This window comes from Sphingomonas sp. SRI_018 (assembly GCF_057586275.1).
Genome location: NZ_JBYCZO010000005.1, coordinates 122,626 through 144,379 on the forward strand (window position 1 = coordinate 122,626; position 21,754 = coordinate 144,379).

Below are 21,754 nucleotides of genomic sequence, written 5' to 3' on the forward strand. Positions count from 1 at the left end.
CAGCCATTACCGTCACCACGCAGGGATATTTGTTTCTTGCGGCTCTCGTCGCGGTGTTTCTCGCATCGGTCGCTTCGTTCTCTGTGGCTGTCCGAGGCCTATCGGCGCGCGTCGAATAACTGGGGCGAACGTCTGCAACCGGGACGCTTGCCGATCTTCCGCCTTGTGTGCCTACGGGCTAGTCCGCACCGACGATCCCGCGCGCCGCGTCCAGATCGTCCTCGTCGACCATCACCCGCACCGGGATCAGCAGCCAGCTGCCGTCCGCGATCGAGGCGCCGCCGTCGAAGGCGACCGCCGGAATCCCTTCCGACTCCAGCCTGCCCACCAGCAGATGCGCGAGGTTGCGGTCGTAGCGGCCGAGCTCGACGAGACTCATCAGGAAAGCGGCCGCCCGTCCGGGTCCATCAGCACCTCGCGCCGGCCGACATGGTCGGGGCGCGAGACCAGCCCGTCCTTCTCCATCCGCTCGATCAGGCGCGCGGCGGAATTGTAGCCGACGCGCAGCTGCCGCTGGAGCCACGAGGTCGAGGCCTTCTGGCTCTCGGCGACGAGCTGGCAGGCGCGGCGGTAGAGCTGGTCCTCGGGGCTGTCGTCGCCCGACGGGCCGCCTTCCATCGCGAAGCCGTCGTCGCCTTCCGGATCGTTGGTGACCGCGTCGATGTAATCGGGTTCGCCCTGCGACCGCCAGAAGTCGGCGACCGCCTGCACCTCCTCGTCGCTGACGAAGGGACCATGGACACGCGCGACCCCCTTGCCGCCCGGCATATAGAGCATGTCGCCCTTGCCGAGCAGCTGCTCGGCGCCCTGCTCGCCGAGGATGGTGCGCGAATCGATCTTGCTGGTGACGTGGAAGCTGATTCGGGTCGGCAGGTTCGCCTTGATCACGCCGGTGATGACGTCGACCGAGGGGCGCTGCGTCGCCATGATCAGGTGGATGCCGGCCGCGCGCGCCTTCTGCGCGAGGCGCTGGATCAGGAACTCGACCTCCTTGCCCGCGGTCATCATCAGGTCGGCGAGCTCGTCGACGATCACCACGATCTGCGGCAGCGGGACGAGGTCGAGCTCCTCCTCCTCGTACATCGGCTTGCCGGTGTCGGGATCGTAGCCGACCTGGACGCGGCGGCCGAGCTTCTGCCCCTTGGCCTTGGCCGCCTTCACCTTCTCGTTGAAGCTGGCGAGGCCGCGGACGTTGACCGAGGCCATCATCCGGTAGCGCTCCTCCATCTGCTCGACCGCCCATTTGAGCGCGCGCACCGCCTTGGGCGGATCGGTGACGACGTCGGCGAGCAGATGCGGGATGCCCTTGTAGATGCTGAGCTCGAGCATCTTGGGGTCGATCATGATCAGCCGGCACTGGTCCGGCGTCAGCCGGTAGAGCAGCGACAGGATCATGCAGTTGAGCCCCACCGACTTGCCCGAGCCGGTGGTGCCGGCGACGAGCAGGTGCGGCATCGGCGCGAGGTCCGCGACCACCGGATCGCCGGCGATGTTCTTGCCGAGCACGAGCGGCAGGCCGCCCGACTGGTCGGCGAAGCTCTGGCTGCCGATCAGCTCGTGCAGGTTGACCGCCTCGCGCTTGGCGTTGGGCAGCTCGATGCCGATCACGCTGCGGCCGGGGATGGTGGCGACGCGGGCCGAGATCGCGCTCATGTTGCGGGCGATGTCGTCGGCGAGCTGGATCACCCGGCTCGCCTTGATGCCGGCGGCGGGCTCGAGCTCGTACATCGTCACCACCGGGCCGGGGCGAACCTCGACGATCGATCCCTTGACGTTGAAGTCGTCGAGCACGCTCTCGAGCAGGCGCGCGTTGCGCTCGAGCGCGGCCTTGTCGACCGCGGCCTTGGTGCCCGCCGGCGCCGGCTTCAGCAGGTCGAGCGGCGGCAGGCGGTAGTTGTCGCGGAAATCGAGCGAACCCTGCTCCGCCTTGGGCTTGGCGAGCGACGGCGCGAGCGTGCGGTCGGCGATCACCGGGGCCGGCTTGTCGATCGGCGCGGCGGGCTTGCGCGGCTGCGGCTTGGGCGTCGGTTCGGCGATCACCCGCTCTATCGGCGCTTCGTCGGCAGGCGCCTCACGGCGGAAGCTCGGCAGCGCGAGACGGCGCTCTGGCAGCTCCAGGTTGACGGCGCGCGCCCAGATCACCACACCGGCGATGCCGAACAACGTGCCCACCAGGCGCATCGTCCAGATCTCGGCGGTCTCGTTGCCGATCAGGCGGATCGCCCATTTGCAGAGATCGGCGATGGTCAGCCCGGCGATGCCGCCATAGCCCGCCGGCAGCCACAGCACCGAGGCGCTGGAGATGAAGGCGAGCGCGGTCGCCATCAGCGCGACGGCGATCGCGCAGTTGCGGAGCATCGCCACCCAGCGCCCGACGGGGCGGCCGCGCCACAATCTCAGCGCGATCACCAGCACGGGCGGCAGCATCAGCGCCACCGGCGGCCCGGCGAGCGCGAGCATGAGGTCCGCGATCATCGCCCCCGGCGCGCCGATCAGGTTGCGCACCGGCCCGCCCGCGGCGGTGTTGAGCGAGGGGTCGCCCGGATGATAGCTGCCGAGGGCAAGCGCCAGCAGCACGAGCGCGACCAGCAGCGCTAGCGCGCCGATCATCGCGCCCGAGCGCCGCGCGCCGGCCTTCATCGTGTCGCGCCACAGAAAGGGTGCCGCGCGGGTTGCCATCGTCCTGTCCCCCGGGAACGTCGCCGACCATCGGCGTTCTCCTATTGTCCTCCCCCGTGGACTCGACGTCAAGGCAGCGCCATTGGCAGCGGCCTCGAGCCGGGCTAGGGCAGCGTCATGGAGCGTGCGGACGTCCTCATCCTCGGCGGCGGTCTGGTCGGGAGCGCGCTCGGCGTCGCGCTCGATGCGCATGGGCTGAGCGCGATCATCGTCGATCCGGCCGATCCGGCCGCGGTGCTTGCCGCCGATTTCGACGGCCGCGCCTCCGCGATCGCCAGCGCACCGATGCGGATGCTGGAGGCGATCGGCGTCGGCGAGCGGCTCGCCGGCTTCGGCTGCCCGATCGAGCATATCCGGGTGAGCGATGGCCTCGCGCCGGGCGGGCTCGATTTCGTGCCCGACGCGGACGAAGGTGCGCTCGGCGTAATGTTCGAGAACCGCCGGCTGCGCGCGGCGCTGATAGGGGCGGCCGAGGCGGCGCCGCGGCTCGACCTTCGCATGAAGACGCGGGCCGTCCAGGTGACGCGCGACGCCCATGGCGTCCGCGCGACGCTGAGCGACGGCAGCGAGGTCGCGGCGCCGCTGCTGGTCGGCGCGGAGGGACGTAATTCGCCGACGCGCGACGCCGCGAGCCTCAAGGTCGCGCGCTGGAGCTACGACCACGCCGCGCTGGTCACCTCGCTCCACCACGAGAAGAGCCACGGCGGCATCGCTTTCGAGATCTTCTATCCCGAAGGGCCGTTCGCGATCCTGCCGCTCACCGACGACGAGCACGGCCATCGCTCGGCGATCGTGTGGTCGGTGCGGCGCGACACGGCGCCGGGGATGCTGAAGCTGTCCGACCGCGGCTTCCTCGCCGAATGCGAGAGGAAGATGGGCGGCGTGCTCGGCGAACTGTTGCGTCTGACGAAGCGGTTCAGCCATCCGCTCGGCTTCCACCATGCGGCAAAGATCACCGCGGAACGCCTCGCGCTGGTCGGCGACGCAGCGCACGGCATCCATCCGATCGCCGGCCAGGGCGTCAACGTCGGCTTCCGCGACGTCGCGGCGCTGGTCGAGGTGCTGGTCGACGGCAAGCGGCTCGGGCTCGACCTCGGCGACGCGCAGCTCCTCGCGCGCTACGAGCGCTGGCGCAGCCTCGACACCTTCATGGTCGCCGCCGCCACCGACGGGCTCACCCGCCTGTTCGGCATCCCCGGCAGGGCCGCGAGCGCGGTGCGCCGGCTCGGCCTGTCCGCAGTGCAGGCGCTGCCGCCGCTCAAGGACCGCTTCATGGCCGAAGCGCGCGGCGAGAGCGGCGAGGTGCCCAAGCTGTTGCAGGGACTGACGGCCTAGAATCTGTCCGTCAAAGATTGAATCGTCATTCCCGCGCAGGCGGGAATCCATTGTCGCTGAATGTCGTGAGACCCACCAGGGCCAGCCAGAATGGATTCCCGCCTTCGCGGGAATGACGGTGGTTCAATCTCGATCGGACAGGCTCTGATCCGCGACCGTCCGCGCTTCCTCGACCAGCAGCACCGGCGTGCCGTCGCGCACCGGATAGGCGAGGCCGGCCGCATCGGAGACCAGCTCACCCGCCGCCTCGTCCCAGCGCAGCGGCGTGCGCGTCACCGGGCAGACGAGGCGTTCGAGCAGCCACGGGTCGACCGTCACCGTCATTGCAGCGTCCCCGAATCCTCGTCGTGGCGGCCGAAGAACGCCATGAGCTGAACGATCAGCCGCGCCCGCTCGCTGAGCGTCGCCGCCTCGAGCAGCGCCTGCTTGGAGGCGGGATCGAACGGCGCGATCTGGGCGATGCCGTTGATCAGACTCTCGTCGTCGAGCCGGCTGACCGCTTCCCAGTCGACCGCATAGCCCTGCGCGTCGGCGAAACGGCGCGATTCGCTCTCGATCGCGGCGCGCTCGACCGGCGCCAGCGCCTCCGCCTCGCCCGGCGCCTCGAGCTCCGCCTCGATCTGGCGGAACGGCGTCGCGACATCGAGCTCGCGCAGCAGGCGGAAGCGCGCCAATCCCTCCAGCACGATGTCGAAGCGCCCGTCGGGCAGTGCCTCGACATCGGTGATACGGCCGACGCAGCCGATGTCGAACAGCGGCGGCGGGTTGCCGGCCGCGCGCGGCTGGATCATCCCGATCCGCCGGTCTCGCGCCAGCGCATCGGTCACCATCGCCCGGTAGCGCGGCTCGAAGATGTGGAGCGGCAGCAGCATCCGCGGAAACAGGATCGCCCCCGCGAGAGGGAAGATCGTCAGCCGCGTGCTCACCCGAACAGGATCGCGGAAAGTTTGCGGCGCTGGGCGGCGACCCAGGGATCCTCCAGCCCCACCGCCTCGAACAGCTGGAGCAGCTGCTTGCGCGCGGCGCCTTCGTTCCACTCCCGGTCGGCCGCGACCAGCGCGAGCAGCGTGTCGGCGGCGCCGTCGCGGTCGCCGGCCGCCATCTGCCCGCCGGCAAGGCGCATGCGCGCGTCGAAATCGTCGGGGTTGGCGGCGACCTCGGCGGCAAGGCCGGCGAGGTCGTCGACCGGCTCGGCGACCTTGGCGAGATCGATCGCCGAGCGGGCACGGGCCACCTCGGCGCTCTTCGCCACCTCCTCCGGCAGGTCGGCGAGCGCCGCCTCCGCCTCGTCGAGCCGGCCCTGGCCGACCAGCGCCCGGGCGCGGCCGGCGATCACCGCGGGATGCTCCGGCGCCATCTCGGCAAGCTGCTCGAAGATCGACAGAGCGCGTGCCGAATCGCCGCCCGCCAGCACCTCCTCGCCCATCGCGATCAGCGGCTCGAGCTCGGCCTCCTGCTGCGAATCGTCGCTCTGGATCGGCAGCTGGCGCAACAGCTGGTCGAGGATCGCCTTGAGCTGTGATTCGGTGCGCGCGTTGGTGAGGTCGGCGGCGAGCTGGCCCTGGAACATCGCATAGACGGTCGGGATCGAGCGGACCTGGAACTGCGCGGCGATGAACTGATTCGCGTCGACGTCGATCTTGGCGAGCACCACGCCCTTGGACGCGTAATCGGCCGCCACCTTCTCCAGCACCGGCCCCAGCGCCTTGCACGGTCCGCACCATTCCGCCCAGAAATCGATGATGACCAGCTTGGTCATCGACGGCTCGACGACGTCGCGGCGGAACGCCTCGACGGCATCCTTCTCCTGCGGGGACAGACCTAGCGTAGCCACGGATCGGCGCTCCTTTCGACCTCGAAGGCGCCTATGTGGGCCGGGAGGCGGATCGGGCAAGCCTTTTCGGGACTTGCGCCCGTCCCGGAGCGCTGTTAGAGGCCGCCGCCTTACCCGCCCACGGGCTCTTCCGTGGGACTGGCGCCGAGCGGGCGTAGCTCAGGGGTAGAGCACAACCTTGCCAAGGTTGGGGTCGAGGGTTCGAATCCCTTCGCCCGCTCCAGTTTTTCCTAAGAAAATCAATGATGTATGAGGAAGGTGCTCGGAGCCGGCCGCATCGGATTTGCACGGGCTACAACCGGGCTACAACGCTGAATGGCAAAATTGGCGTTCCATAGCGTCTCCTGGCGCACGGGATTTCACCTTGAGGGGGAAAGTCTTCCCCTGCCGGTGAGCCACGCTTCGCGAGTCTCCCCGGACCCCTTCGAACGGGGCTGCGCCCCTTGGGCGCCCCCTTGAGAGTGAGAGTGCGGCCGGTCGGCCGTGACGGGTTGAGCGTCACGAGAGAGGCTCGGGACCGATCCGTCGCGGAGAATCGCGATGGCATATGCACGCACCACCAGGTCCGCCGGTGAGCGGACGAACCTCTATGAACAGATCACAAACCGGATCATCGCCGAACTCGAAGCCGGACGCGTCCCCTGGGTTCAGCCGTGGGGATCGTCGGCCGCCAGTATCGGCATGCCCTACAATGCGGTCAGCGACCGGCGATACAGTGGGATTAATGTTCTCACCCTCTGGGACGCCATCGTCTCGCGCGGCTTTGCCTCCCATGCTTTCCTGACCTTCCGGCAGGCGCTGGCGCTTGGCGGTCATGTCCGGCGCGGCGAGCGGGGCGTGGGCGTCATCTACACGCGCCGCTTCATTCCGAAGGAGGAACGCCGCCGCGCCGACAATGAAGGCCGCGAGCCCTCGGGCGGTATCCCATTCCTCAAATGGTTCACCGTCTTTTCGGTCGAGCAGTGCGAGGGATTGCCCGAACGCATCTGCGAACCGCCGCCGCCGATCCCCGAAGGGCTGATCCTGCCGCAGGCCGAGGCGCTGATCGCAGCGACCGGCGCCGACTTCCGCATCGGCGGTCCCTCGGCTTATTATTCGCCCCGCCATGATTATGTGCAGGTGCCGCGGCCGGATGATTTCCACGACCCGGTGAACTGGCACCGGACGGCTTTTCACGAGCTCTCGCATTGGGTTGGAGGCGCCGCCCGTCTCGACCGCGATCAGAGTGGCAGCTTCGGCTCGGTCGCGTATGGCAAGGAGGAGCTGATCGCCGAAATGGCAGGCGCCTTCGTCTGCGCGGCGCTCGGTATCACGCCCACCGTCCGGCATGCCGATTACCTTGGTTCCTGGCTGGAGATCATCCGCGAGGACAGTCGCGCGATCCTGCGCGCGGCCAGCGCGGCCTCGAAGGCGGCCGATTATCTGCTCGCCTTCCGGCCCGATGCCGCGCTGGCGGCCAATGACGACGATCCGGAGCCCGATCCCGATTGCGGCATGGCGCTCGAAGGGAGGGCCGTGGCATGATCCTCCTGACCCCGGAACTGCGCGACCAGCTTCGCGCCAACGATCTCGCCCGCTGCAACGCCTTGCGCCGCGGTGATCCAGCGCCGGATCCCGTGCCGGTGGTCCGCTTCTTCAATCCCGTGGGCGCCGCGACCTGGCTGGCTACGGAGCTGGACGAGGATGGGATTCTCTTCGGCGTTGCTGACCTCGGCTTTGGCTGCCCGGAACTGGGCAGCTTTGCGCTGGAGGAACTGGAATCGATCCGGCTGCCCTTCGGTCTTGGCATCGAGCGTGACATCCTGTTCGAGGGCCGGTTTCCACTCTCGGTCTATGCCGAAGCGGCCTGCCGCGCCGGCTCGCTGATCGAGGGCGAGCGCATCCTCATCCGGGCGGCCGCCGCCGCGAAAGGCGGTGCGTGATGCGCTTCGCCAAATGGCCCAGGCCCAGCGTCTATGAGGAGACCTCGCGCAAGCGTGCCGCCTTCGCCACAAAGCAGCGGCGCGAGCGCGAGGCGCTGCCGCTGTTCGCCGACATGATCGCGGCCAGGCAGCACAGCGTCGATGAGGAGATGGCCCGCCGTGCCGTCTGGTGGCTGCAGCAGCAACAGGAACGGCGTGACGAACGGGCGGCGGTGTGGCGGCGGGCGCGGGCGCGCCTCTTCGCCTTCCCCGACCATGAACGCCGATCGATCCGGCGCGCCTAGCGGGATTGTCCTTACCCGGCCGATCCTTACAGCTTCGCCGATCTTCTCCACCAGATCCGCATCGGCAAGATCGATCCCGAGCGCCCGCCGTGGCGATATCATGCGCGGGCGCAAGCGCGGATAACGCCGAGTCCCGCCAGCTTCGCCGAGGCGTTCAAACGGATCGGCCAGCGCAGGATCGAACCGGCGCCGGGTCTGCCGCAGGTCGAGGCGCCCCAATATTGCGGCAATCTTGGGCACGGCATCCTGTTCCTCGATGCGCTCCCGCCAATCGGGAACGATGCTGTTCCGACCTTCCATGTCCGGGGTGTCTGCACCGATGCCGACATCGCGCTGATCGGGCGGCTGGCCGAAGCCGCCAAACAGCGTGCCGTGAAGGTGGTGCGCGTCGATCTTCCGCACACGCGCGCGACCGGCTTCTCGCATCGGCTGCTGATCCTCGCCTGCTCGGCGACCAAGCGCCGCGATCCCGGATGGATGCCGGCGTGGGAGCGCTATGACGGGCCGCTCTGGCAGACCTGGCGCACGGTCGATCCCCGGCGCCGTCTCGCCCGCGTCGGGTTCCTCTCCGCCCGCTATGGTTTCGGCGCGGGCGACCGGCCGATCGAGGACTATGATGCGCGGCTGACGCCCGATCTGGCCGAGCGGATGATCGCGGGCGGCATGACGACGCGCTGGCCACGTCCGCCGTCCCCGCGTAAGCCCGACAATTGCGGCTCGCATCCCGGCTGCGAGATCGCGACCCTCGCTTACCATGGATCGCGGCCGTTCACCGACGTCGCGCTGGTCGGCGGCGGACTTTACCTCAAGGTGATGCGCGCCTTTCTCGATGGCTTCCGCGAGATGCGCTGCATCACACCCGACGCGGACATCACCGAGATCAATGCCGGCATCGGCATCATGCGCAAGCGCCTGCGCGCCTGGCTCGAACAGGGGCGCGAGCCGTGACGGGCTCGCGCTCCCCGATCGGCCATAATGGCGGGCCAGCGCTCGACGACGAGGAGAGCGGCCCGCCGACGCCGCGCTACTGCAAATATAGCCGGCACTGGTCGCCGCCGTCCGACTGGGAGGTCCGCGCCTATGAGGCGTTCCAGCTCGGCGTTTCAAAACGGCGGGTGAAGCGCCCTTCAGGCACCTGCGACCGCGTGCTTCTGCAACAGGGCAAGCCGCTCGCCTTCTCGGCCACGGTCGACACGTTCGGCTGCCTCAACTTCTCGGCCAAGCCACCGGCGCCGATCACGCGCGGCCGCGGCTTCGTCACCGTCTATGAAGGAGACCGGATCGTCTGGCAGGGGCATGAGGAAGACCTGCCCGAGGAGCACCGCTGAACAGCAGGTACTTTCATGCTATGCTGCGACATTCCCATGGCGATGGAGTCGCCGATGCCGAAGAACCGCATGACCTTCCATGATCCGCGCGACGAACTGCCGCCGGTCACGATCGAGATTCTCAAGGGCGATGTGCTGCGCTTCACCCAGATCGATCATGAGGGCCGCACCCATGTCGTCACCTTCTCCGACCGCTTCGACGTTCGGCGCGGCGTGTTCGACGTGGCGGAGCAGCCCGCACCTACAGCGGCAGCCTGAGCTGGTTCACATCGGGCGGGAATGAGCCCTCCAGTTTCTCGATGATCGTTGCCGCCAGTGTATCGGCGGCGCGCTCGCGCATCCGTTCGTCCGGCATCGTCAGCCCGACCCGCGCCCAACCGGGCGCGGCCAGCAGGATCGCGGACAGATCATCTCGTTCGATTCGTTCCATGCAAATATGAGAACAAATGGCGAACTTCGTGGCAAGTCGCTTGCGGCGAATGTTGCTGGCCATCTCGACAAGGCCGCATGGCCTGCCTGCGGCAGGCCATGAGAGGGAGAGGGAAGCCGGGGGCTTCATGACGGGCTGGGAGCCGGGAGAGAGTCTCGCGGCGGCCCGTCACGGAGAAGACCCATGGCCAAAGCGCCACAGAAGATCACCCTCAGCGGCTCGCGCGACATTCCGTTCGACCGCCTGCGTCTGTCCCAGTCCAATGTCCGCCGGGTGAAGGCCGGCGTGTCGATCGGCGAGCTGGCCGACGACATCGTTCGGCGCACCCTGCTCCAGAGTCTCAACGTCCGGCCTATCCTCGATGAGGCGGGGCAGGAGACCGGTGATTTCGAGGTGCCGGCCGGTGGCCGGCGGTTCCGTGCTCTCGAACTGCTGGTGAAGCAGAAGCGCCTCGCGAAGAATGCGCCGATTCCCTGTGTGGTCAGGGTCGCCGATGACGGCGTGCTGGCCGAGGAGGACAGCTATGCGGAGAACACCTTCCGCGAACCGCTCCATCCGCTCGATCAGTTCAAGGCCATGCAGGCGATGGTCGACAAGGGCGAAGGCATTGAATCGATCGCCGCGCATTTCCTCGTCACCCCGGCGGTGGTGAACCAGCGCCTGCGTCTCGCCAAGGTATCTCCGAAGCTGCACGCCATCTATGCCGAGGACGGCATGACGCTCGAGCAGCTCATGGCCTTCTCGGTCTCGGACGATCATGAGCGGCAGGAACAGGTGTGGGAGCTGCTTGCCCACAGCTACAACAAGTCCGGCGCCTATATCCGTCAGAAGCTGACCGAGGACACGATCCGCGTCGCCGACCGGCGCGTGCGGTTCATCGGCGTTGATGCCTATGTGGCAGCGGGCGGTCATGTCCTGCGCGACCTGTTCGAGGAGGATGACGGCGGCTGGCTCACCGATCCGGCGCTGCTCGACCGGCTGGTGAGCGAGAGGCTTCAGGCCGAAGGCGAGACGATCGGCGCCGAAGGCTGGAAATGGGTCGCGACCGCGGTCGACCTGCCCTGGGGCGTGACCGACGGCATGCGCGAGATCGAAGGCGTGCTGGTGTCGCGCACGCCGGAGGAGGATGCCCGTCTCACCGAACTGGAAGCCGAGGCCGAGGCGCTGGAGGAGCAGTGGTCGGACGAGCCCCATGTGCCCGACGAGGTGCATACGCGCCTCGCGGCCATCGATGCCGAGATCGGCGCGCTGGTCGAGCGGCCGCTGACCTTCGAGGCGGAAGACATGGCGCGGGCCGGCGTGTTCGTGTCGATCGAGTCCGATGGCTCGCTCTGCATCGAGCGTGGCTATGTCCGGCCCGAGGATGAGCTGGCGGTCGAAGCCGAGCCCGGCGGGGACGAAACCGATGCACCCGTCGCGGGCGGCGATTCGGATGGCGAGGACAGTGACGGCGCGAGCGATCCCGCCGCCTCCAATGTCGTGTCGATCAATGCCGCATCATCCGGGGACGAGGAGGAGGATGGCGAGATCCTCAAGCCACTGCCCGACCGGCTGGTCGCCGAACTCACCGCCTGGCGCACGCTCGCGCTGCAGGATGCCCTCGCACGGGAACCCTCCACGGCCTTTGCGGCGGTGCTGCACGCCTTCGTGCTCAGCACCTTCTACAGCTACAGCCGCGAATCCTGTCTCGAGGTCTCACTCAACAAGGTGTCGTTCGGGTTCGCGCCGTCCGAGCTGCGCGGCAGCGCCCCGGCGAAGGCGATCGAGGAGCGCCACAAGCGCTGGGCCGACCGGCTGCCGGACGACGACAAGGATCTGTGGGATGCGTTGCTGGCGTTCGACGGGGCCGAGCAGGCGGCGCTGTTCGCACATTGCGCCTCGCAGGTGCTCAACGCGCAGCAGGAGGTCGTGCCCAAATACGACAATGGCCGTATCTCGAAGCACAGCGTCGAGCGGCGCATCGCGCACAGCCATGTTCTCGCCCGCGCGGTCGGGCTCGACCTGATCGGCGCCGGCTGGCGTCCGACGGTCGAGGGCTATTTCCGCAGCGTGACCAAGCCGCGCATCCTTGCCGATGTGGCGGAGGCCAGGGGTGCGAAGTTCGCGGAGATGATCGACCATCTCAAGAAGGGCGACATGGCGAACGAAGCCGAGCGGCTGCTCGAGGATGCCGGCTGGTTGCCTGAGCCGATGCGGACGCCGGAACTGCTCGATGCGCCCGCTGCCGATCCGGCAGCCTACGAGGCGGCGGCAGCTCTGCCTGCCTTCCTCGACGACGAGGAGCAGCCGGTCGAAACCGGCAATGATGACGGCGAGAATATCGCGGCGGCCGCCTGACAAACGGGACGGGCGGATTCGCTCGTCTCGCTTCTCGCCCCTTTCCATCCCTCGAGCCCGGCGCACCCGCGTCGGGCTCTTTCATTTCAGGAGCTTCACGATGCAGAACACCCCGATCGAAACCGCGACGCCCGAAGACTTGGCGCCGGTGCTGCTGAGCGCACTTCAGCGCCGCGGGCAACTTGGCCGCGAGGGGGCGGTGGCGCTCTCTCGCCTCGTCGCCGACGATGACGCCAATTTCGATGAGGCGGCCGAATGGAACTCGGACGTCGCCGCCGGCGGGCTTCGAGAATGATCCGCCGCCATTTCACCTCCTTACCTCAATCTCCGAAAGCCCGGTCCTCGCGCCGGGCTTTCGCCTTTCAGGAAATCCGCAATGACCGATTCAAACCAACCCCAACCGCCTCAGCCGACCATCGACATGACGGCAATCATGCAGCGCTTCGCACAATGGGAAGCAGATGCGGCCAAACTCGTTCCCGCAAACAAGGAAAGGCTCCTGACCTTCCTCGCTTCTGCCGGCATCACGCGCGTCATCGTCATCTTCGACGGATGTGGCGATAGCGGCCAGATCGAGGATGTCACCGCCTTCAGGGGCGACGAGCAAGCCGATCTGCCTAACGGCACCGTCGAGATATCCATGCTTCGCCATGGTGCCGACGAACCCGTCAGCAATGTCTTCTCGGCTGCCGAAGCGATCGAGGATCTTGCCTATGATCTGTTGCGCCAGACCCATTGCGGATGGGAGAATAATGACGGCGCCTACGGTGAGTTCATCTTCGATGTTACGGCCGTGACGATCTCGCTCGATTACAATGAGCGGTTCACTTCGTCCGAATCCCATGCTCATGACTGGTGAGGAGACGACGATGGGACATTGCTATCATCATGCGCTATCCTCGGTGCGCCAATGGGGCGGCGCGCCCGACGACTATCTGCCGCTCCATCAGTGGTTCGACGAATCAAAATCGATCACGGCGGACTTTCGCCATCGCGCGCTGCGGCACCATGCCGAGGGCATTTTCATGCTCGAACGCTTCTTCGGGCCGACGATCACCGCCTCGTCGGGGCGCGTCGTTCCCGTCCGCCTCATCGGCGAACAGCATGTGCGTCAGGATCTGGGGTTCATCCCCAGCTTCGCGGACTGGGTGCGTTGCATCCGCCCGGAACCCTGGATGGGTCGCGCCCAGCCGATCCACCGCGAGGTCGATCCGTTCGCGGTTCGCTCCTATTCGATTGGAGAGGCGGCATGAAGGTCAGGGCCATCCTCGCCTTCGATATCAAAGAGGAAGACGGCAAGCCGGTTGCTTCTGTCGAACGCTACCGCGTGGCCCCAGGCGGTAGGGCGCATGCCATCCGCAACTGACTGATGGGGGCAGGCTTCCTCGACGATATCGACAGCTGGACGCTCGCGGTCGATGTCGTCGAGGGCATGCCCGACGATCCCGATGCGCGCGAGCATCGGCGCGGACGCCAGTATCCCGTCTATCTTCAGCGTCGGCACGATTGTCGCCGCTGTTGGCCGGAGCTGGCCGCCACCCAGGGTTTTACGGGAAGCGCCTTGCCGGACGCTTTGCCCTCGGCATGGGACTCGAGCGGTGCTGGCGGGTCACTTCCGAACATGCGCAAGAGTGGCAAGGAAATTCGCCGATCCACGCAATAATCGCAAAAATGCGGGCGGTTTTGGTATTGTCAGCCGAGCGGAGGATTTTCCGTGGCGGTGCGGAACATGAGCACCAGCGTGCGGCGCAGCTTCTGCCGCTGCTCGAACGTAGCGCTCATGCCTGGGTTCGCCAGGGCGTCGCAGGCTCCAGGAAAAGAGCTCCGCTCCAACTCTTCCACACAGCGGGCGGGCCAGCTCGCCGATGCCGCGACTGCCTGGCGGTATATATTACGCGCTTTCGCGCACAGAGCCGGCATGTCGTCAGTGCAACCCATCACATAGGCCAGATAGGCGATATAGTTGCGCTGCCAAGCTGCTTCAGGGAGCCCCATGTCATCGGCGGTGGGGAGACTTTCGGCCAGGATTTCGCAGCCGTTTCCATCGATGAACGGTTCGGCATTATGCAGGAAGCAGGAGCGTGACAGGGGACGAAATGCTAAATCGATCTGCGGTTTCGCTGTCAGACCATTGCGAAAGATGATGCCCAGATATTTGCAGGCATAGGGGCCTATCCCAGCATCATCGGAGTCGCAAACTCGGGTCATCCGATCCTTCGCCATGTCATAGTTTCGACGGGCTGGATCGAGGAAATAGATCTTGCCGGCCTCGTAACAGCCACCCATCTGAAAACCGGCTGCGCAGGAACGTTCATAATCTTTCAAGGCAGCGGCAGCATCGTTCCGCTTTTCGGCCGCGACGCCGGTGCTCCAGCAACTATCAACGTTACCATCCTTAACGCAGCTTGGCGGGGATGGGTCTTGCGTTGAAGGCCGCGCGTGGACGGCTCCGCTGCTGGAAGCGATCTCAGTTATCACCATCGCCAAAGCAAGCAGTAACGATCTCATTTTTTCTCTCGGATGATGGCAAGGTTTGATCGCGCTGCCGGAATTGCCTTGTGGTCGCTTATAGAAGAATGATCTCGCCGAATCACAATTCTCCGAGCGCTGCCGATCCTTGTATGGGCGATTTCAGGGAACAGGCCAACGGGTGGAAAGGCGGCTGGCACACCTCGTCCGACGCTACTGGGGCAGCGCTTCTGGCATAGGGGCTACTTCTCGACCACCGCCGGCAATATCACCGAAGACATTGTCATAGCCTACCTGGACCGACATATCGGCAGACATGGCTTCAGCCCCTCCGCATGATCCTATCCGCGTCAGCCGGTGAGTCATTCAGCGTCGATTCGACGACTCGACCTTGTCCAACGGCTCTTATAGAGGGGCAGGCTACCGCCGTAGTCGACAGAATCAACGAGGGATGAAGTAGCGATGGGACCGATCGAACAACTTCGAGATGCAATCGCTGCGAGCAAATTTATCTCCAGTCCGCAAATTGGCGACGGGTTTGTTTTTGGTGCGGCGCGCCTTTTGGCAGCTGATGTTCATGTCAATGTAAACGTGGATCCCGAACTGGAAGACAGGTCGGAAATGGATGCAGAAGCGCTCGTCGCTGCCATCGAACGAGTTCTTGAGATGAGCTCCCAAGTCTGGAGGCGGATCATCGACGGCATCGCCGAAGAGATCGAGGGTGCTGTTGGTGACGAAAATGTGATCGAGACCACGGATTTGCGTCACGATTTGGCCGTTCGTTCAGTGGTTGTTTTTGCCGACGCCACTCTCCTGACCTTCGTGGCCCCGATGCAGTTTCCTGATAGTTGGATCCGCGTGCAATTGGATGAGGATTTCGAGGTGGAGGATGTCTCCATTGATCCGAAAAACGAGGATTGAGATTGTTGAATCTGCTACGGCGTATCATTGGGGCTGCAAAGCCAGCAGGTCTACCTATGCTCGGGGATCGAGGTGCTGACGGTTGTCGACGCTGATCGCGTCCGAGTTCAGCGGATTGTGGCGTGTGTAATGGGAATTCGGCTTAATGACTTCCACGTTCGGTGTGGTCATCGGTCCACTTGGTCAATGCGCGGCAGGCAGACGCATAGTCGCCCGTTTCCTGCACCTGCTTTTGTAGACGCGCAATCAAGGCACGTTCTTCGTCAACTGTCGGCATTTCGCCAGGTGCCCATGCCGCGCTGGCGGCCAGATTCCGTTTTACGCGGGCTTCGAATTCTGCCTGATCGCAGCCGGAGGTGAACAGTTTCGATGCCAGCATGGAGCGTGGCTGATACGCCACATAGACCAGCCCGACAAGCAAGCCAGCGAACAGGTACAGCTTGAGCGTTCTGCGCATCGCTATGCTCCTCATCCCGTCAGAAGTTCCTCACAAGAGTTTCCGATTCATATCTATGTTTCGGCTTTTTGAGCGCCGGCAACGCGACATTGCCGACACATCGGCCTGATCTGATCTTGCGAAGGCGTCTAACAAAGTCGGCGTCGAACAACATCCGATAAAAGTCAGAGGGAAGGCCGGGAAGAGGGAACCCGGCCGGGCTTAGAGAGAGCGTCCGCCGGGGGTACGCTTTCCGCTCTCCCGGAGACCTCACCTCATGACCCAACTTCTGTCCGACGCGGCGCTGCGCGCCGCGCCGCTTACTGCCGCAAGCCAGTTCGCCGGCCGGGCCGGCGCCCTGCTGGCGGCAGCCGCCAGCCTTCTGCCTGCGCTCGAGGCCGGGCGCACCATCGATGCGGCGCAGCTCCGCACCGCGATGTCCGGTGCCTTTAGCGGCAGCGATGCGACAGGCGCCTGGGATTGGAAGACTGCCTATGATGCCTGCGAGGCGACGGAGATCCTGTTCCTGCGCCGCTTTGGCCCGGCGATCGTCGGCCGCGCGCCGATGAGCGTGCTGGCACTGATCGAGCGCATCGCGGCGCTGATGCCGACGCATACCCGCCGGTCCGAGACCAGCCAGGCGCTGCAACAGTTCTCGACCCCGCCGGGCCTCGCTTTCATCGCAAGCATGGCGGCCTCGATCCATTCCGCCGATCATGTGCTGGAACCCTCGGCCGGGACGGGCATGCTCGCCGTCCATGCCCTGCTGGCACGGGCCGGCCTCACGCTCAATGAGCTGGCCGAGATGCGCGTCGAGTTGCTGAAGCTTCTGTTCCCGGACGTTGCGGTGTTGGCCCATGATGCCGCCTCGATCGACGATCGGCTGCCCGCCAGCGTCCGTCCGACCGTGGTGCTGATGAACCCGCCTTTCTCGGCGGTCGCCCATGTGGATCGCACGATGCGCGACACGGCGATGCGCCATATCATCTCCGCCCTTGCACGCCTTGAGCCGGGTGGTCGCCTGGTCGCAATCACAGGTGCGAACTGCGCACCGACCTCGTCCGACTGGCGCGGGCCGTTCACCCGGTTGCAGGAACGGGCGCGTGTCGTTTTCACCGCCGTGATCGCGGGGAAGGTCTATGCAAAGCATGGCACTAGCATCGAGACGCGGTTGACGGTCATCGACAAGCTGCCCGCCGAAGATCCCGACAAGTTCGTCGAGACCATGGGCAAGGCGCCCGATAACGCCACGCTGCTGCAATGGGTGCTCGACCAGGTGCCGCCACGCGCTCCGATCACGCCGACGCCTGTCGCTGCTTTGCCAATCGTCGCTTCCGCCACGCGGGTTTGCGCGAAGACGCGGGCCGTATCCACGACCGTCATACCATCCGCCCCGATTACCCCAGCGGTCGAACTCGCCTACGAGACGATCGACTGGACGTCGCCGGCCGAACGGCTGGGCGATAGCATCTACGAGCCCTATGCGCTCCAGTCGCTGCGAATCGATGGCGCGCAGCCGCATCCCACGCCCCTGGTCCAGTCGGCGGCAATGGCCTCGGTCGCGCCACCCAAACCCTCCTATCGCCCGCATCTGCCGCCGCAGCTCGTGACGCTCGGAATCCTGTCCGACGCCCAGCTTGAATCCGTTATCTATGCCGGCGAAGCGCATGCGGGCCATCTGTCCGGCGCGTGGAAGGTCGATGAGACGTTCGACACAATCACCGCAGCGGCGGAGGATGCGGACGATGCAGTTCGGTTCCGCCGGGGTTGGTTCCTCGGTGATGGCACGGGTGCTGGCAAGGGGCGGCAGGTCGCGGCGATCATCCTCGATAACTGGCTCAAGGGCCGCCGTCGCGCGCTGTGGCTTTCGGTCTCGGAACGACTGCTCGAGGACGCGCAGCGCGACTGGTCGGCGCTGGGACAGGAACGGCTACTAGTGACGCCGCTCTCGCGTTTTCGTCAGGGTAGCGACATACGCCTCGAGGAGGGCGTGCTGTTCACCACCTACGCGACGCTGCGCTCGCAGGAACGCGGCGGCAAGAAATCGCGCGTCGACCAGATCGTCGAATGGCTGGGCGCTGATTTCGACGGCGTGATCGTCTTCGACGAGGCCCACGCCATGGCCAACGCCGCCGGCGGTAAGGGCGAGCGCGGCGACGTTGCGCCTTCGCAGCAAGGTCGTGCCGGTCTTCGCCTGCAGCATGCGCTCCCCAATGCCCGCATCCTCTATGTCTCAGCGACCGGCGCGACCACCGTGCAAAACCTTGCTTACGCCCAGCGCCTGGGCTTGTGGGGCGGGAATGATTTCCCGTTCGCGTCGCGGGGCGAGTTTGTCAGCGCGATCGAAAATGGCGGGGTTGCGGCGATGGAGGTGCTGGCGAGGGATTTGAAGGCGCTCGGTCTTTATACGGCGCGTTCGCTTTCGTTCGATGGCGTCGAATATGAGATGCTGGAGCATAAGCTCACCGACGAGCAGGTGCGCATCTATGACAGCTATGCCTCGGCATTCGAGGTCATTCACAATAATCTCGACGCCGCCCTGGAAGCGGCCGGTGTCACCAGTTCGGCCCATGGCACCCTCAACCGCCAGGCCAAGGCGGCGGCGAAGTCCGCCTATCAGGGGATGCTCCAGCGCTTCTTCAACCACCTCATCACGAGCATGCAGACGCCCACTGTCATCGCCAGCATCGCGCGCGATCTGGAAGCAGGCCATGCCGCGGTGGTGCAGATCGTCTCGACCGGCGAGGCGATGCAGGAGCGCCGCCTCGCCGAGATCCCGGCGGATGAATGGCAGGACGTATCGGTGGATATCACGCCGCGAGACGGCGTTCTCGCCTACCTCCAGCACAGCTTCCCGGTGCAACTCTATGAGCCGTTCACGGATGGCGACGGCAATCTCTCGTCCCGGCCGGTTCATGACGAGAATGGCGTGCCGGTGGTCAACCGCGAGGCGGTCCGCCGTCGCGACGCGATGATCGAGCGCCTCGCCGCGCTACCGTCGGTGCCGGGCGCGCTCGACCAGATCGTCCAGCATTTCGGGACGGACAGGGTGGCCGAGGTGACGGGCCGCGCGCGCCGCGTGGTACCCAAAAAGAATGACGACGGATCGGTGCGTTTCGCGGTCGAGAATCGCCCGGCCTCAGCCGCGCTTCACGAGACCGATGCGTTCCAGCAGGACAGGAAGCGCATCCTCGTCTTCTCGGAAGCGGGCGGCACGGGGCGCAGCTACCATGCCGACCTCGGTGCAGTGAACCAGCGGCGGCGCATCCATTATCTGCTGGAAGCCGGCTGGAAGGCCGATGCCGCGATCCAGGGATTCGGACGGACCAACCGCACCAATCAAAAACAGCCGCCGCTGTTCCGGCCGGTCTCGACTGACGTGAAGGCACAGAAGCGCTTCATCTCGACCATCGCTCGGCGTCTGGATTCGCTCGGCGCGATCACGCGCGGCCAACGCCAGACCGGCGGGCAGAATATGTTCAACGCGGCTGACAATCTCGAAAGCTGGTATGCGCGCGATGCGCTACGCCAACTCTATGTGCTGCTCTCACGCGGCAAGGTCGAGGGCTGCTCGCTCGACCGTTTCGAAGCGGCGACTGGCCTGTCGCTGCTCGACGGCGACGGCGGCTTGCGCGACGAACTGCCCGGCATCAACATCTTCCTGAACCGGATGCTGGCGCTGACGGTCGACATGCAGAACCGGCTGTTCGAGGCGTTCGAAGGCCTGCTCACCGCCCGGATCGAACAGGCGGAGGCGTCGGGTAGCTATGAGGTGGGACTGGAGACGCTGCAGGCCGAGAGCTTCCGCATTGTCGGGCGCGCGCCGATCTACACCCATCCGGGCACCGGTGCGCAGACCGCCTTGCTCACCATCGAGCGCAAGGATCGGCTGATGCCGCTCTCGCTCGCCGATGCGCTGGCAATGGCCGACGATCGCGGCGGCAAGCTGCTGATCAATGCGAAGACCGGCCGGGCCGCCGTCCAGCGCCGGGCGCGCAGCGTCACCGATGATGACGGTGCGATCCATCCGCGCGTGCGGCTCATCTGGCCGCTGACGGATTCCGTCATGGCGGCCGAAATGTTGGCGGCAAGTCCGTGGGAGGAGGTTGACCGGGCGGCCTTCAGCGCGGCCTGGCAAGCCGAACTTGCTACGCTACCCAGCTATGAAACCTCGACCCTGCACATGGTCTCCGGGCTGCTGCTGCCGATCTGGAAGCTGCTGCCTGACGAATCGACGCGGGTCTATCGGCTCCAGAGCGATGACGGCGAGCGCGTCATTGGCCGTCGGATCTCCCCGGCCTGGGCGGCGCGGGTCGCGAATAACGATGGCGGTCCCGTCCGGCTGAGTGGCGAGGAGGCTCTCTCTGTGCTGATGTCGGGCGAAGCCGCGCTGCATCTGGCGCAGGACCAGAAACTCCAGCGGGTGCGCGCGATGCACGACTGGCGGATCGAACTCACCGGCTTCAACGATCTGGGTGTCGAGCGCCTTAAAGCTTGTGGGTTGATCTCGGAGATCGTCTCGTGGAAGCTCAAGCTCTACGTGCCGACAGGGGCTGTCGGCGCCGATGTGCTGGAGCGCTTGTTCGATCGCTTTCCAATCGAGCGTCTCTCCTCGCGCAAGGCCGCCTGAGGAGCCCTGATATGTCCCCAAAGTTATTAAGCAGCCCCGCCAGCCAGATCGCCGACCGCCTTGCCAGCCATGCGGAGGGCGTCTGCCGTCATTATCTCTCGAAAGGCCATAAGGAAGGTCGATACTGGCTGGTGGGCGACGTTCATAACACGCCCGGGCGCAGCCTCTATGTCCGCCTCGCCGCGTCCCCCGATGGGCGCGACGCGGCGGGCAAATGGACCGACGCGCAGAGTGGCGATCACGGCGACCTGCTCGATATCATCGCCGTCGCCCGGAACTGCCGGACCATGCGCGAAACGCTCGACGAGGCCCGGCGCTTCCTCAGCCTGCCGATGCCGGCGCCGAGTGAGGACAGGCCTGTCCGGCGAACGAAGGCGCCGACCGGCACGCCTGGAGCGGCCCGGCGACTGAACGCGGCCGCAAAGTCGATCGCGGGCAGCCTGGTGCGGACGTATCTCGCGTCCCGGCAGATCACCGATCTCACCGGCTGTGAGGCACTGCGATATCATCCCCATTGCTGGTATCGCCCATCCGACGAGGAGGACCCCGATGTCCGTCCCGCATGGCCGGCGATAGTCGCCGCGGTCACCGATCTTAACGGCAGCGTCACCGGGGTTCATCGCACCTGGCTGGCGCTTGACGGCAAGGACAAGGCGCCCGTCGCCTTTCCTCGCCGCGCCATGGGGCATCTCCTCGGCAATGGGGTTCGGTTCGGACGAAGTGGTCCCGTCATGATGGCGGGCGAAGGCATCGAGACCATGTTGTCGCTGCGGCAGGTCATGCCCGCGATGCCGGCGATTGCGGGGCTCTCGGCCGCCCATCTCGCCGCCATCCTGTTCCCGGCGGGCCTCAAGCGCCTCTATGTCGCGCGCGACGACGATCCGGCGGGCGCGGGGGCGTTGAAGACGTTGACCGGCCGCGCGATCCTCGCGGGGATCGAGGTCATGCCGCTCGAGCCGAGGCTCGAGGACTTCAACGATGATCTGCGGGCCTTCGGACGGGAGCGACTGGCGTTGGGGCTGCGGACCCAGCTCGCAACCGCGGATGCCGGGCAATTCCTGAAACAGGGGTGATTGTACGGGCCATGTGAGGCGACGGTCACGCACGCTCGCCATCCACTCCGTTACTGTCACGGACGCCGCGCACTCG

At 66.1% G+C, this 21,754-nt stretch carries 23 protein-coding genes and 1 tRNA gene; 15 read left to right on the plus strand and 9 right to left on the minus strand.

Going from position 1 to position 21,754, the window contains the following annotated elements; genetic code table 11:
- Window positions 1–178 precede the first annotated feature (178 nt).
- Both AC2YHA_RS18300 and AC2YHA_RS18305 read right to left on the minus strand, forming a co-directional pair.
- Window positions 179–379 carry a putative signal transducing protein gene (locus AC2YHA_RS18300; protein WP_487402761.1) on the minus strand — a complete coding sequence of 67 codons (201 nt, stop codon included), beginning with the start codon at window positions 377–379 and terminating at the stop codon, window positions 179–181.
- On the minus strand, window positions 379–2,679 hold the full coding sequence (locus AC2YHA_RS18305; protein WP_487402762.1) for an FtsK/SpoIIIE family DNA translocase: 2,301 nt from the start codon (window positions 2,677–2,679) through the stop codon (window positions 379–381). The genes AC2YHA_RS18300 and AC2YHA_RS18305 overlap by 1 nt, the downstream gene beginning before the upstream one ends.
- 117 nt (window positions 2,680–2,796) lie before the next feature.
- On the opposite strand from AC2YHA_RS18305, the gene AC2YHA_RS18310 reads away from it, so the two are divergent.
- Window positions 2,797–4,014 (plus strand): UbiH/UbiF/VisC/COQ6 family ubiquinone biosynthesis hydroxylase, encoded by a 1,218-nt coding sequence (locus AC2YHA_RS18310; protein WP_487402763.1) that lies wholly within the window; start codon window positions 2,797–2,799, stop codon window positions 4,012–4,014.
- A 123-nt stretch (window positions 4,015–4,137) separates the two neighbouring features.
- Here AC2YHA_RS18310 and AC2YHA_RS18315 read toward each other — a convergent pair whose 3' ends face one another.
- Genes AC2YHA_RS18315 through AC2YHA_RS18325 form a run of 3 tightly spaced genes read right to left on the minus strand, consistent with a single transcriptional unit; the run spans window position 4,138 to window position 5,833 of the window.
- The gene (locus AC2YHA_RS18315; protein ID WP_487402764.1) at window positions 4,138–4,338 is read right to left on the minus strand and encodes a Trm112 family protein; all 201 of its coding nucleotides are present in this window, start codon (window positions 4,336–4,338) and stop codon (window positions 4,138–4,140) included.
- The gene (locus AC2YHA_RS18320; RefSeq protein ID WP_487402765.1) at window positions 4,335–4,940 is read right to left on the minus strand and encodes an LON peptidase substrate-binding domain-containing protein; all 606 of its coding nucleotides are present in this window, start codon (window positions 4,938–4,940) and stop codon (window positions 4,335–4,337) included. The genes AC2YHA_RS18315 and AC2YHA_RS18320 overlap by 4 nt, the downstream gene beginning before the upstream one ends.
- On the minus strand, window positions 4,937–5,833 hold the full coding sequence (locus AC2YHA_RS18325) for a tetratricopeptide repeat protein (RefSeq protein WP_487402821.1): 897 nt from the start codon (window positions 5,831–5,833) through the stop codon (window positions 4,937–4,939). The genes AC2YHA_RS18320 and AC2YHA_RS18325 overlap by 4 nt, the downstream gene beginning before the upstream one ends.
- Before the next feature lie 163 nt (window positions 5,834–5,996).
- Here AC2YHA_RS18325 and AC2YHA_RS18330 point away from each other — a divergent pair.
- The 7 genes from AC2YHA_RS18330 to AC2YHA_RS18360 all read left to right on the plus strand — a co-directional run bounded on the left by AC2YHA_RS18330 (window position 5,997) and on the right by AC2YHA_RS18360 (window position 9,640).
- A tRNA-Gly gene (locus AC2YHA_RS18330) sits at window positions 5,997–6,071 on the plus strand.
- A 317-nt stretch (window positions 6,072–6,388) separates the two neighbouring features.
- Window positions 6,389–7,372, plus strand: a complete 984-nt coding sequence (locus tag AC2YHA_RS18335; protein WP_487402766.1) for an ArdC family protein — start codon at window positions 6,389–6,391, stop codon at window positions 7,370–7,372.
- Entirely contained in the window at window positions 7,369–7,770 is a 402-nt protein-coding gene (locus AC2YHA_RS18340) for a DUF2958 domain-containing protein (RefSeq protein WP_487402767.1), read from the plus strand. Before AC2YHA_RS18335 ends, AC2YHA_RS18340 begins: the two co-directional genes overlap by 4 nt.
- Entirely contained in the window at window positions 7,770–8,054 is a 285-nt protein-coding gene (locus tag AC2YHA_RS18345) for a hypothetical protein (protein ID WP_487402768.1), read from the plus strand. The genes AC2YHA_RS18340 and AC2YHA_RS18345 overlap by 1 nt, the downstream gene beginning before the upstream one ends.
- Window positions 8,055–8,426: 372 nt before the next feature.
- Entirely contained in the window at window positions 8,427–9,002 is a 576-nt protein-coding gene (locus AC2YHA_RS18350) for a hypothetical protein (RefSeq protein ID WP_487402769.1), read from the plus strand.
- The gene (locus tag AC2YHA_RS18355) at window positions 8,999–9,382 is read left to right on the plus strand and encodes a hypothetical protein (RefSeq protein WP_487402770.1); all 384 of its coding nucleotides are present in this window, start codon (window positions 8,999–9,001) and stop codon (window positions 9,380–9,382) included. The genes AC2YHA_RS18350 and AC2YHA_RS18355 overlap by 4 nt, the downstream gene beginning before the upstream one ends.
- 54 nt (window positions 9,383–9,436) lie before the next feature.
- On the plus strand, window positions 9,437–9,640 hold the full coding sequence (locus AC2YHA_RS18360) for a hypothetical protein (protein ID WP_487402771.1): 204 nt from the start codon (window positions 9,437–9,439) through the stop codon (window positions 9,638–9,640).
- Here the strand turns inward: AC2YHA_RS18360 and AC2YHA_RS18365 are convergent.
- Window positions 9,624–9,875 (minus strand): DUF6771 family protein, encoded by a 252-nt coding sequence (locus AC2YHA_RS18365; protein WP_487402772.1) that lies wholly within the window; start codon window positions 9,873–9,875, stop codon window positions 9,624–9,626. The two genes, AC2YHA_RS18360 and AC2YHA_RS18365, sit on opposite strands and share 17 nt — an antisense overlap.
- 120 nt (window positions 9,876–9,995) lie before the next feature.
- Between AC2YHA_RS18365 and AC2YHA_RS18370 the strand changes: the two genes are divergently transcribed.
- The 4 genes from AC2YHA_RS18370 to AC2YHA_RS18385 all read left to right on the plus strand — a co-directional run bounded on the left by AC2YHA_RS18370 (window position 9,996) and on the right by AC2YHA_RS18385 (window position 13,402).
- Complete coding sequence (locus AC2YHA_RS18370; RefSeq protein WP_487402773.1) at window positions 9,996–12,149, plus strand: ParB/RepB/Spo0J family partition protein; 2,154 nt, start codon at window positions 9,996–9,998, stop codon at window positions 12,147–12,149.
- A 100-nt stretch (window positions 12,150–12,249) separates the two neighbouring features.
- Window positions 12,250–12,444, plus strand: coding sequence for a hypothetical protein (locus AC2YHA_RS18375; protein WP_487402774.1), 195 nt, complete (start codon window positions 12,250–12,252; stop codon window positions 12,442–12,444).
- An 81-nt stretch (window positions 12,445–12,525) separates the two neighbouring features.
- The gene (locus AC2YHA_RS18380; RefSeq protein WP_487402775.1) at window positions 12,526–13,008 is read left to right on the plus strand and encodes a DUF6878 family protein; all 483 of its coding nucleotides are present in this window, start codon (window positions 12,526–12,528) and stop codon (window positions 13,006–13,008) included.
- A 10-nt stretch (window positions 13,009–13,018) separates the two neighbouring features.
- A complete protein-coding gene (locus AC2YHA_RS18385) occupies window positions 13,019–13,402 on the plus strand; it encodes a DUF6915 family protein (RefSeq protein WP_487402776.1) in 384 nt (127 codons plus the stop codon).
- On the opposite strand, the gene AC2YHA_RS18390 is transcribed toward AC2YHA_RS18385, so the two are convergent.
- Window positions 13,378–13,653 (minus strand): hypothetical protein, encoded by a 276-nt coding sequence (locus AC2YHA_RS18390; protein ID WP_487402777.1) that lies wholly within the window; start codon window positions 13,651–13,653, stop codon window positions 13,378–13,380. The genes AC2YHA_RS18385 and AC2YHA_RS18390 overlap by 25 nt on opposite strands.
- Window positions 13,654–13,841: 188 nt before the next feature.
- Window positions 13,842–14,657: an SEL1-like repeat protein gene (locus AC2YHA_RS18395; protein WP_487402778.1), complete on the minus strand. Its 816-nt coding sequence runs from the start codon at window positions 14,655–14,657 to the stop codon at window positions 13,842–13,844.
- 423 nt (window positions 14,658–15,080) lie between these two features.
- Between AC2YHA_RS18395 and AC2YHA_RS18400 the strand changes: the two genes are divergently transcribed.
- Window positions 15,081–15,539: a hypothetical protein gene (locus tag AC2YHA_RS18400; protein WP_487402779.1), complete on the plus strand. Its 459-nt coding sequence runs from the start codon at window positions 15,081–15,083 to the stop codon at window positions 15,537–15,539.
- Between the two features lie 142 nt (window positions 15,540–15,681).
- On the opposite strand, the gene AC2YHA_RS18405 is transcribed toward AC2YHA_RS18400, so the two are convergent.
- Window positions 15,682–15,996: a hypothetical protein gene (locus AC2YHA_RS18405; RefSeq protein WP_487402780.1), complete on the minus strand. Its 315-nt coding sequence runs from the start codon at window positions 15,994–15,996 to the stop codon at window positions 15,682–15,684.
- Window positions 15,997–16,252: 256 nt separating this feature from the next.
- Between AC2YHA_RS18405 and AC2YHA_RS18410 the strand changes: the two genes are divergently transcribed.
- Together AC2YHA_RS18410 and AC2YHA_RS18415 are read left to right on the plus strand one after the other, a co-directional pair.
- Window positions 16,253–20,605, plus strand: coding sequence for a strawberry notch-like NTP hydrolase domain-containing protein (locus AC2YHA_RS18410; protein ID WP_487402781.1), 4,353 nt, complete (start codon window positions 16,253–16,255; stop codon window positions 20,603–20,605).
- A gap of 11 nt (window positions 20,606–20,616) precedes the next feature.
- Window positions 20,617–21,678, plus strand: coding sequence for a DUF7146 domain-containing protein (locus AC2YHA_RS18415; RefSeq protein ID WP_487402782.1), 1,062 nt, complete (start codon window positions 20,617–20,619; stop codon window positions 21,676–21,678).
- Window positions 21,679–21,754 lie beyond the last annotated feature (76 nt).